6 protein-coding genes are annotated in these 12337 nt (G+C 60.8%); 5 read left to right on the forward strand and 1 reads right to left on the reverse strand.

What is annotated here, in order from left to right:
* Window positions 1–292: 292 nt before the first annotated feature.
* From GY937_08630 to GY937_08650, 5 genes are all read left to right on the forward strand, one after another.
* A complete protein-coding gene (locus GY937_08630) occupies window positions 293–1192 on the forward strand; it encodes a hypothetical protein (protein MCP5056772.1) in 900 nt (299 codons plus the stop codon).
* Window positions 1193–1267: 75 nt separating this feature from the next.
* Window positions 1268–1780 (forward strand): hypothetical protein, encoded by a 513-nt coding sequence (locus tag GY937_08635; GenBank protein ID MCP5056773.1) that lies wholly within the window; start codon window positions 1268–1270, stop codon window positions 1778–1780.
* The gene (locus GY937_08640) at window positions 1777–8352 is read left to right on the forward strand and encodes a hypothetical protein (protein ID MCP5056774.1); all 6576 of its coding nucleotides are present in this window, start codon (window positions 1777–1779) and stop codon (window positions 8350–8352) included. Before GY937_08635 ends, GY937_08640 begins: the two co-directional genes overlap by 4 nt.
* A 577-nt stretch (window positions 8353–8929) precedes the next feature.
* Window positions 8930–11170, forward strand: coding sequence for a hypothetical protein (locus GY937_08645; GenBank protein MCP5056775.1), 2241 nt, complete (start codon window positions 8930–8932; stop codon window positions 11168–11170).
* A 21-nt stretch (window positions 11171–11191) separates the two neighbouring features.
* Complete coding sequence (locus GY937_08650; GenBank protein ID MCP5056776.1) at window positions 11192–11890, forward strand: hypothetical protein; 699 nt, start codon at window positions 11192–11194, stop codon at window positions 11888–11890.
* A gap of 20 nt (window positions 11891–11910) precedes the next feature.
* Here GY937_08650 and GY937_08655 read toward each other — a convergent pair whose 3' ends face one another.
* Window positions 11911–12111 (reverse strand): hypothetical protein, encoded by a 201-nt coding sequence (locus GY937_08655; GenBank protein MCP5056777.1) that lies wholly within the window; start codon window positions 12109–12111, stop codon window positions 11911–11913.
* Between the last annotated feature and the right edge of the window lie 226 nt (window positions 12112–12337).

Genomic DNA, 12337 nt, shown 5'->3' on the forward strand with positions numbered 1-12337 from the left:
GAGATGATCGGACTTCTTGGCATGCTTGGTCATGGTGGCGGTTCCTTCTTGGTGTAGTGACCCCCTCCGTAATACACGGAGGGTGAAGGAGCCGCCGCTCTCAAACTCTCAGAAAATCAACCGGTTCTGGGACATCCCCCTGAAACACGAAAGGCTCGGCTAGGAGGAACAGTTGGAGGCGCTCGGACGTAGCTGGAGGCACTCAGTTCACGAAAAGTGTTCACATGTTAGGTGCACGCGTGTAGGGTGCGACGGGAGTAGACGTCGGAGTTGATCCATGAGGAGGAAGTCGGTGCGCACCAAGACACTCGTAGCTCTCGTAGTCGCTGCGCTCACTCTGGCCGCATGCCAAGGGCCGGTTGCTCCGAGCACCGCCGTCGCAGGCTCGACAATCCTCATTCCCCTGGACGGCACCTACCCGGTCCTCACGGACGTGAATCCCCAGGCGGACGTTGTGATTGGCTATGGCGGGACGGATCACGACGACTTCCAGCGCGGAGAGATGCTCTACCGGCTCAAGTCGAAGACCAACGGAACGACCCACCCCCTCACTACCCGGGCCACGTCGCGGGTCGTCCCGCACCCGACGACCATCGCATATGACTCGTACGAGATCGCCAGCCAGATCGTGTCCGCCGTCGACATCCCAAGCGGAACACCCGCCGATGACTACGACTTTGAGGTCGTCAGGAAGCTCGCCGGACAGGAGATCACGGGCTACGCCTACAATGGCGACCTTACGGTTGTTGCAGGGTCAGCTTCCCAAACATTGTTCCAGTTCTTCAACTGGTTCACCAGCTCCTTCCTTGTGGCCGCCGAACTCTACAAGGCGATCCCGAACCCAGAGATCCGTTTCGACCTGTCGGCCCCGGTGCACGCGCTGGAGATATCCCTTGACTATCCCGGGCTCATTATCGACGTGAAGAGCGTCATTGCTCCGAAGATATCGGGTATGCAGCGGGGTCCGATCACATGGATCAACGATGACTCGGCAACAGGTCACGTGGTCGCTTCGCTCGCGTCCCAGGGCCTACCCTTCGACCAAGTATCGCTCGTCTTCACGCTTGACGACGGAGCAAATGCGACCTTGGACCCCGCACTGATCGTTGTACCTTCGATTCAGGTTCAGGGATACGACGAGGACGGGTTCCCGTTGAGCGTGAGTATTGTTCCCCCTCTGACGATTCACTAGAGGCTCTTGATGCATTCTCGCGTATTCCTGCGGATCGCCTTTGTTCTCGCCCTTTTTCTCTCCGCCCTTGCTTCAATGCGCTCGCATGCTGGGCCGGCATCGCCCGTCGCAAAACCACAGGCTCGTGCGGTCGCTGACAAGCTCCTCGGCGAGGTTGTACGAGAGCGCAAGCAGATCAATCCATCGCAACTGATGGGGCGCAGCCTGGATGCGCTTAGGAAGTCGCTATTCGATACGGTGCGTGCAGCAAGCCTGGGCGACGGATCCGCCGAAGCCCAGCTCGTCGGTGCATCGATGCAAGAGATAGAGGGCCTTTGGGTGGAGGCCTCTTCCGAACTATCAGCATCGGGAAATAAGAGACGCTCGATCGAAGGCCGAATGGCTGAGCTGGCTGCCCGGTGCCAAACGCTCGTCGATGCGGGTACGCCTGCGGAACGAACGCAAGTAGCGGTTGGCTTGTTGAGAGATCTCGAGGCTTCGCTGCCGCAAAGCCGAAAAATCGGAGGTGGTCTGGGCGATCGTCCAACTGTACGAACGCTCGGCGCGAACCACCCCGCGGTGTTGGGCGCTGGAAAGAACACGCCGTGAAGATTCTCGTTCTCCTGATCGTGTTCCAGGTGGTCTGGGTGGCTAGCGGAAACGCGAATCCGGCGTACCTGCAAGAGGAGCTGCCGGACGTCGTCTTGAGCCAGCGGATCCAAGACAAGGCCTTGGATCTCGGCAATGACCCAGTGCGGATCTTCGAGTTCGTGCGAAACGAGTTCGACTATGAAGCTTACTATGGGCTCCGGAAGGGCCCCGAGCAGACCCTTCTGGCACAAGGAGGAAACGAGTACGACCTCGCCGCTCTCCTTGTGTCGCTGCTTCGCGTTTCAGGCACTCCCGCTCGCTTCGTTCGCGGTGTGATCGAAGTCGAAGGGGATGAAGCGGGTGCACGCTGGGGTGGGACGAAGTCGAGGCCCTTTCATCTGACGCAACCAGAGGGGTGGACGCTTGCCAACGGTCTGCGTGCGATTACTGCATCTGGCGGACGCATCCGCTCGACCAATGTTTGGGTCGAAGCGCAGGTGCCGATGGGGAGCTACCGAGGTACGCAAGACCACCCCGCCAAGCGGGGCCCGACCTGGGTGCCCCTTGACCCCTCGTTCAAGCTTCGCGATTGGCGACCGGACCCGGGTCTGGGCATTGGGACGGATCCGGCGCTGACTTTCGACTACGCGTCGTACTACGATCGCGTGACGCCGATGCTGACGTCCGAGGTCTTCGAGGATCAAGTGCGGGCACACTTGGCCTCCACCTCTACCAACGGGGCGGCCCTCTCCGTACAGGACGCGATGCGCGGGGGGCCGATCATCAAGCAAGAACCCGGCGTGATTCCGAATGCGCTCCCGTATCGTCTGTCAGGTGTCTTGCCGGTCAATCGTGCCGCAAGTCTGATTGATCTCCACGAGATGGCGAGCCCCCACCCGGCCGCTGGTACACTTGGTGCCCCCGACTACCGCTATCTACGCCTTCTTCACCTATGCACGGTGGGGACCACGAACTGCCAGGACCTTCCACTGAGTGATCCGAACAAGGTCATGGAGGTGTCGGATTGGTCCGCAAAGTGGGAAGGCAAGAGGCTGACGCTCACCTTCCCGGCGACCGGAGCATCCATCGGGGACCTGAAGCCCGAAGGTTATGAATCCCTCGTTGGCGTGAGCGGAAACCCGATCGTGACGCTTCCGACCGTTTCGCTCGACGGCGTACCGATTGGATGGGCGACTTCGACATTCGATCTCGGCACGACGCTGGTCCTCGCCGTCGAAGAGCGATCGCCGATGTTTGCAGGTGCTGGCCCGCCGGTGAGAAACACACTTTCTGTCCATGACGACCTGGCCGCGGGCGGAGTCTATCTGCCGTCGTTCGACGATTGGACATCCAGCCCGACTCGTATCAGCGAAATCGCCGATTCACTGATCGAGGCGGGGGAGACCTACCCGCTCGTCGAGGAGCCGGGGACGCAAGAGATCTTCATTGATCTCGATAAGGACGGCAACAAAGGGCCTTCCGAGCTCTACCTCGCTCAAGACATGACGGCCCAGGAGGTATTGACGGGGTCGCTCCTGGCATTGGCTGACCGCTGGTATTGGTGGGTCGAACGCCGAGGAGTGGACCGCATCCTAGCGCTCCACCGCCGGATTCCCCTTGGAGCGCCATCGGCAGGGCTAGTCTCGTCCGGCAGACAGGTTGATCGTCTATTTGAGGTTCCTTTCGCAATCCACCCATCAGAGCTCTTGATCGATCTCAAGGGGGTGTTCGCGATCTCGACCCACGAATCGACAGAAACAACGGCCAACAGCGACCATGCATTCGATCTGCTTAGCCACCATGGGTCAGCGGTCGAGCATGCGGTCTGGGAGGAAATCGCCCGGGTCGAAGCGGTGTCCACGGTGAAGGGCTTTCAGCTCACGCGTGAATCGGCCGGCGAAACGCCGCTCTTCGTGCGGGCATTCAATCGACTTTCCCATCACATCTCGCCTGGCGCGGCCATGAATACCCCGAACATCGGTTATGCGACGTTCTGTGAGATCGCTCGCAGCTTCTGGGCGCAGACCCAGGAACCCCACAAGGGAAATATTCAAGCGGGGAGTTGCGGCCTTCCGTGGGTTCCACACTCGAACACAACGACCGAACTCAGGATCATGACTCGATCGCAGTTCAGCTACAACGGCTGGGATGGCTATGTGTTCGTTCGGCAGACGAAGGAGGCAGACGGGAGCAAGGGCCAGAGCATGATCATCTCTCCGTCTGCGGCGGGAGGAGGCAGCCCGATCTTCGGAAGCGAGGTGAACATCGGTGGCGGCGAGCAGCAATTCCCCTCAGCGCTTGCAAGCGTGATCGAGGCGAATCAGGTTCATATTCCATCCTTTACACACGCATTGGGAAATGGCAGTTGGGCGGGGGATCCGGTCAGCGTGACCCACGGCAACTACTTCGAGAGTAATCAAGACATCCTGATTCCTGGTCCTGGCGGAATGGACCTTGGCCTGGTGCGTACCTACAGCTCTCGTTTGGACTACGAAGGCGTGCTAGGCCACGGATGGGTCCACAGCTTCGAACAGCATATCCGCGAGGATCCCGGAGATCCGGGCGTCTCAGGCGACGAGACCGCGGTCTGGGTCGATGAAACGGCTGCCGAGGAGCCGTGGGCAGACGACGGAGTTTCGCTGACGCCGGAAGATTGGAACCATCATACGCTGATCCGAAACGGTGATGGTTCCTACACGTTGACTACTAAATCACGCATGGTGATTCAGTTCCGTCCGGCTGACGGGCAGGGGATCGCGCGGATCTCCTCTCTGACGGATCGCAACGGGAACACCATCGTATGCAACTACACCGGTAGCGTGCTGACCTCGGTGACCGATGCTGCTGATCGAGATCTCGAGTTCTTCTACGACCAGCAGACCGGATTTTTGACCGAGATCCGGGACTGGACCCAGAGAAAATGGCGTTACACCGTCGATTCCGCGCCGGATCTCATCGAATACATGGATCCGGTTCAGGTGGCCAAGGAAGAGCTGGTACCAGGCTCGGGAAGGCCTTGGAGCTACGAGTACTACGGCGGGCTTTCGAACTCCTATCTCAATCACAATTTGCTTCGTTTCTCCAAGCCAGAAGACCGCGATCAAAACGGCAGCGGCGACTACTCGATGACGTTCGTCTATTACCCGAACGACACGGTCTACAGTCATACGGATTCCCTCGACCGAACGACCACATTCTCGTACAACTACTTCCGGAAGAGAACTGACGTTGTCCACCCGGACGGCGGGGTCGAGACGCACTTTTTTGATGGCTACGCAAACGTGACGCGCTTCGTCAGCCCCCGCGGTGTCGTCACCGACTACACATTTCTGGATCCTGCCACGCGAGAGCAAACCCAGGAGACGGATGCCTTGGGCTTCTCGTCCTCCGCGTTGTGGGACGATGCGGGCAATCTCATCTCTCGCACCGACCGAGCCGGAGAGACGGAGACCTGGACCCACAACATCCTCGGGCAGCCAACCTCGCATACGGATAAGCGCGGAAACACCCGGGAGTGGATCTACGACGAGCAGGGGAACCTACTCACCGAGCGGGTGACCTTGGACGGAATGCTCAAGACGGTTCGCGAGCACGAAGTCGATGGCTTTGGAAACCGCGTACAGACCACGGCCCACCTCGGCGACGGACGCCTCGCCACTACACGCCTCGAGTTCGACACCCTGGGCGTCGCGGTGGAACGCACGATTGACCCATACGGCCATTCGATTCGGGTGATGAACGACCCCTTGGGCAGGCCCATTGCGGTGGAGACCGACCGGACCATCGGCATCGGCTCGAATGCGAGGCCTGCTCGTCTGACGGCTTCAACCACCTACGACGAATTGGGCCGGACCCTCACCGTGACCGATCCGTCCGGGGCGATTCAAGAGATCGACTACGACGCAAATGGCCTTCCAACCGAGACACGAACCGTCGTACCCGACCCGGCGCAGCCGGGCCCAGTGATCCGGACCGACGCCAGCTTCACTTACGACGTGATGGATCGTCGCACGCAGACGGAAGACGTCCTGGGTCATGCCACGAGCTTTGCGTACGATGAACGAGATCGACTGATCTCGACGACGAGCCCACTCGGCCGCACCAGCCTGACGGCGTACGACTTGGATGGAAATCCAGTCGCCGTGACCGATCCATCCGGGGCCGTATCGACCACCGAATACGATCTGCTGGCACGTCCAATCCGGAGCACCGATGCCCTCGGGCGGGAGACCACGACCGAGTACGATGAAGAGGGCCGCCCCCTCGAAGTCCGGGCGCCCGGAAACCGCCTGGTCTTCCATGCGCCCCTCTATGACGAAATGGGTCTCCTCTTGGAATCCCTGGATGCCGAGTCGAGGCGAAGTGTTGCCACGTACGATGAACTGGGGCGCCGCCGTACCCTCAAGGTGGCCGATTCCACTCCGGACGAGGCGACGACCACGCTTCTCTACGACCTTCTGGGCCGCTTGGTAGAAAAGGTTGACGCCAAAGGCCACAGCGCGAAGGTCGACTACGATTTGCTTGGGCGTGTCGTCGCGACCGAAGATGGTCTTGGCCGTCACAGCTACTTCTCCTACGACGAAGTCGGAAACCTCGTTCAATCGCAGAACGGAGCGGGGGAGCAGGTCCACCGGGTTCACGATGAGCGAGGATTGGTGACCGCTCGCCTTGATTCGACTTCCGGCGGCCCGGGTTTCAACACGGACACCTTCAAATACGATGCCTACGGGCGCTTGACCAAGAGCCGGGCGGCTGTCAGCAATGTGGAACGGTTCTATGAGTACGACCTCCTGGATCGAGTGACTTCGATCCGAGAAGCGCTGGCTGGCACCGAACGCTTCGTCTACGACGAAGATGGCCAGCTGATAAGCCACATCCAGCCGACTGGCGTTGCGAGTCCCAGCATCGGAGTCAACTACCAACACGACGAACGGGGCCTCCTTTCCCGCGTGACCGACAGCCAGGCCGGCACATGGCACTTCGAGTACGACGCCATCGGGCGGCTCGTGCGCCGCGACGACCCAAGCGGAGGCCGCTGGACGGCGCAGTTCAATACCACCGGATTCCTGGATCGAGTGGACATGACGATCCCCGGTAGCAGCGGTGATTTCGCCATTTATACCGACTACGACCTACTTGGAAATCCAGGCAGCATTGCCACCGCCGAGGGTACGACCGCCCTACTCTACGACGCTCGTTCCCGGATCACTGATGTCACCTACCCGACCACCGAAACCGAGGTGTTCCGCTACGACGCGGTCGGCAACCGAACCGGCCACGTAGCCCGCAGCGGCCTCGATACGACCCACGTCGTTGATGCCGCCGATCAGCTCGTTCGCATCAAGGAAACGGCAACGGATACGATTCTTGAAGAATTTGCCCACGACGGAGCCGGCCGCCGCATCTCGCACCTCGTCGCGGGTGTGACCACCACCTATGGATATGACGCCTTGAACGCGCTTCGCTCCGTGAGTGCGAGCGACGGGAGCTACGTGTCCGACCTCCAATACGACGCCGAGCGGAGCCTCTACCAGCGCTTCGAAACCGGGGGTGCCGCTTTCTATCCGAGCCCCTCTCTGGAAATCCAAGGCGTCGAGCGCCATCGAATCGTCCGTGGCGCGGGCGTTGATTCCGCCATGGCCGAGGTGACCCTGACGGCGACAGGCCACATCGTCCATCAGATCTATCGCGACGGAAGCGCGAATGTTGCACGGACAAGTACGACGGACGAGGCAGGCGCGACGACTCTCGACGTACCACCAGCCAGGTACGAGTCGTTCGGGTCTGTCCGTTCCGGCGTGGCCGCGCTTGAGCGAGGCTTCGCTTCTCAGCGGACCGAAGGCGGGAGCGGGCTGGTTCGGATGGGTGTTCGGCACTATGACCCTGCGACCGGCAGCTTCCTCCAGTCTGACCCGTTGGGGCTCGATGCACCTGAGATGTATGCGTATGCATCGAACAACCCGTACCGATTTTGGGATCCGAGTGGGCTGAGGCCGGGGAGCTATTCCCAAAGCCAAAACGCTCCAACGATTCGGGCCGCAGTTCCACCATCATCGCTCGGTGAGTTCCTGGGCTCCGTCGAACACTTTGGTGTATCGGGCGTTAGTGAGTTCTTTCACGCACGGTCGGTTGGTTTCCAGGCACAGCGAGAGCAAGCCTTGTTCGAGGGCGACGGCAGCACGTTCTACGGGGCTGGAGCAGCAGCACGACGAAACTCGGTCCTCTCCTTCCTTTCTGAGCCGACGAACGTGGCACTGGGTGCCATTTCGCTTGGTGAAGGGCTCTTGCTCCGATCGCTCGGGAGAGCGGTTTCAGGGGGCGCAACTCGGACCGGGATTCGAGTCAACCCCCACGGCGTGCAGCAAAAAATCAGCCGTCGAGTTTCGACAGCCGATGAGCTGGATGCGATTCGGAACCCGCTGCAGACGAGAGCCGTCAAGATTGACAAGTGGGGTAGGCCGAGCCAGCGATTCGTCGGAAGAAAGGCAGAGGTTGTGCGTAGCCCAGCCACGGGCGAGATCATTTCCGTGAATCCGACTTCGAGTAAGAAGGTCGAACGTCTATTGCGTCAGCTTGGGTTGGACGAATAGTGCGACTCTCGCAGGCAGACCTCGAATATATCCTCGAAGCTCTCGAGCTTTCGGTTGAGCTTCGGGCACGAATCGAGAAGGCACGATCAGGTGGTGGAGTTTTGACTCTGGACGACGCCGATACTCTCCGGGATCTCTGCGGGGAACGTCTCCAGATATGTGGCTTCGACTCGGAATATCGACCGACGGAGGAGGGGGAGCGGTTAGAGAAGTTGATTGACGAGTTGTTCAGCGGATGAGTCAGTGCACGGGCCGTGCCCTCTGGCCACAGGGAGAGGGGATCGTCCGCTGATGAATCATCGAGGCAATGCATTGAGGGTGCCGGTTTTTGCACCAAGGGCAGGGAGGCGCAGGAGCTGTTGCAAGTATCCGACGGCCCCTCAGCGTGTTGAGGCAAATAGGCGCTTTCGGATTGTGTTCTTGAGCGAGGTTGAGGAGATGATGGAGTCCATAGCTAGGCGGGCGACCGCATGGCAAGAGCCATTGAGGAGGAAGCGCACAGAATAGTGAGCGGGTCAGGATTCGATGTCTGATTGCAGGGATCATTGAAGTGAGAGGAGAGCGCGAGGTGAGGCCGATGAGAATCAAGAGCGAAGTGATTCGACTGCTGATCGTAGGCGGGGTCCTGCTCACGCCTCCAACGGCGGTGGCCGCCGCCACCCTCGGCCAAGCCCGCTCCTCCGCCATAACTTGGCTCCAAGCCCATCAGAACTCCGACGGTTCCTGGGGTACACCTCAAACCCAATGGGTTGCCACCGCGGAAGCACTGCTCGCATTGGAGAAAGCTGGACAGGGTGGGACGGTCGCGGCGAGCAGAGCGAAGTCGTGGCTCTTGAATGGTCAGGCACCGTCCTTGGACTATCAGGCGCGTGCGATCCGCGCCTTGGAAGAGACCGGGGTTGATATGAAGGCTCGCGCAATGACGCTCGACTCCCAGGCGAATGGAAATGGTTGGGGCGGGGTCGCGGGGGCAAGGGCGACGTCGTACGACACGGCGCTCGTGCTTGGGGGGCTCGAAGCGGCGAACGTCACGACCGGCAGTGCGACGGCCAAGGTGGCGGAAGTGATCGGGCGGCGGCGCCTCGATGGTGGATGGGGGGGCGACTTCGTACCTGTCGATGCGGAGTCGCCTAGTGACCTGGGAATCACGGCGGAGATCGTACGTGGCTTGTATGGGACGGCCACGGCGGTGGATCTGGCGGTTCCCCAAGCCTTCTTGACCACGTCGCCAGTCTCTTCAGACGATTCCAGGCTTGAAGTGGCGGCCCGGCTCGCGGCCCTTCACTGGCTCGGTGTACCCGAAGCCAATCTGGAAGCAGAGCTCCTGAACGACAACGAGATGACTGGTGGCGTGTGGAGTCCGACCGACGCCCACGTGAACGCCATGGGGTTGCTTGCGGTTGCTACGCGCCCCGGAGGGGATTTCTCCTCGGCCTGCCCTGGGGACCTGGATTGCGACACAGTTCCCGACGCCCAGGATGCGTTCCCCCACGATCCGAACGAGCAGTCCGATCTGGATGGCGATGGGATCGGCGACGTGGCGGACACGGATCGCGACGGCGATGGCGTACTCAACGGAGATGATTTCCGTCCGGACGATCCGAACGAGACGCGGGACACGGACGGGGACGGTATCGGTGATGCGGCGGATCCCGATGATGATGAAGATGGGTTGGCAGACAACCTGGATCCGAACCCGTTGCTCCCAGATGCTGACGGTGATGGTCTGTGCGATGGCCCCATGTCGGTTGCGGGCGTGTGCACGGGCAATGACCCATGCCCTCTCTACGCAGGTGGGGCAGATGACGATGGCGATGGTGTCTGCACGCCTCTCGACGCCTGTGACGACCACGCGGATCCTATCGACATCGCCGATCTCGACATGGATGGCAAGTGTGACGGTGTGGATGACGATCAGGACAACGATGGCTTCCCCGATCTCGACGAGATTGCGTTCGGAACGGACCCGCGGAACGCGCTTTCTTTCCCTCCCACTCTCAACCCGTCCGAGGATTTCGACGGGGATGGCCTCAGTAACCAAGAAGAAGAAAATCTGGCTTCGAGCCGCTTCCGCCCTGACACGGATGGCGACGGAGTCACGGATTGGCTGGATTCACTCATCCCCGGTGGCGCCACTGATCCGTTGATCCGACCGGATCCGGTTGCGGGGGTGCTGGGTTCCCTCGCAACGGGCAACCAGACAGACGGCTCAGTGCCTCTGTCCATCGGGAAAATCGTTCCAGGCGGGGCGGATGCCGGAGTGCGTGGCACCGTGACCGCCGGTCAGGCCACGCCGATCGCACTGGAGGGCGACGGAGGCCCAGCACTCGGAGCAGGTTACGTCCACCTGCCTGGTTTCCAGCCCCAGACATTCCTGGGCCGTGACGTCGATGGCGATGGCGTAACCGGGTTGGCGGAGCACCGGCAGGGAACGCACCCGCGCGACGTCGATTCTGACGGCGACGGATTCACCGACGGACCCGGCGGGATCGTTCCAATTGCGAGCGTTCCTGCGGGATGGGATCTCGACGGTGACCTGAAAGCGGACGGAGAAGCAGCGACGGGTAGCGATCCGGCTGATGGCACCGATCACCCAGGAAAGGCCGGCGATGTCTCGCCGCTCGGGCGCCCGGATGGCGTCGTCAATGTCTCCGACGTGGCAGTGGGTCGCCGGATCGTCACCGACTCTGCCTTGATCGCGACGATCCCCGGGAACGCTCAAAACCAAGCCATTGCTCAACAAGCCGCAGACGCAAACGACGATGGAGTCATTGATGCAGGCGATCTGCGAACGATCCTGAACCAGGCCAACCCTTAGCCCACTCCTAGAGGTCACGTCATGCCCCTACCGAACCGATTGTTTCTGTTGGCCGCGCTCGCAGCTGTCGTTCTGGCACCTGCGCCGACCCGAGCTGACGCGCCCGAGCTCCTGAGCTACCAGGGAGTCCTGACTCTCGCCGATGGCTCGACGGTTGACGATGGCGACTACACCATCGACTTCCGGCTCTACGAACAACCGAGCCTCGGAATCCCCCTCTACGGCAAGATGCTCACCGTGGGCGTCAAGGACGGGATTTACAACGTCTTGCTCTCGACGCCCGACATCGGGAACCCGCTTGCACAGGTCTTTAAGTCCGGGACGCAACGCTATATGGAACTGGAAGTGTTGACCGGGCCCGGTGTTGCGAGCCCGTTCACCCTTGACCCACGGCAGCAGATTGCAAGCGTGCCGTATGCCTTAGATGCAGGCTCATCAATGCCTACCGGGGCGATTATCCTCTGGGACACCGACAACACGTGCCCGTCGGGATTCGAGGAGGCAATGGAGTTCGAACGGAGGGTCCCCATGGGGGCCGACCGGGCAGGCCTCGACCCGAATATCGACGACAACGTAGAAGGTCTGGGTGGTAGTTTCACGACTTCAGGGCCGGCTGGTGTCAAGAGAAAGGGCACGGTAGACTCGAACGTCGCTGACGACCTACATACCCACACGGTCATCCCACCTCACCGCACGGTTCTCTTCTGTCGTAAGCTCTAGCTGGGGCTGGGACGAGACACCTAACATTCCGCCCGAAACCCCACCGCCTCCGCCATTACGCCCGGCCCCACCTTCTCCTCATCCGCCAGGTCGGCAATCGTCCGCGCGACCCGCATCAGCCGGTGGGCCGCTCGTGCCGAGAGCGCCATCCGATCGACGGCCGTGGTGAGGATACCTCGTGACGTGCCAGGGGATTTTCGGACCAGCTGAAACCTGAGAATTTCGTCCTTGAGCCGTTCGTATCACTAGTAGAGGAAGAATCGATGAGTGGGGCGCAGATGATTGTTGCGGGGAGCTCGTTCGCGGGCCTAGCCCGAATAATTCATGAAGAAGTCGCGTTCCTGAATTGAAGAAGGCCCCAGTTGCGGTAGAAACGTGTTGCGACACGCGTTTCCCCTCAACAAGGGCCCCTTCATGAAGCCGGATACTACCGCACAGACTGTCACC

The sequence above is a fragment of the bacterium genome (genome assembly GCA_024228115.1).
In the GTDB taxonomy this organism is placed as follows: domain Bacteria; phylum Myxococcota_A; class UBA9160; order UBA9160; family UBA6930.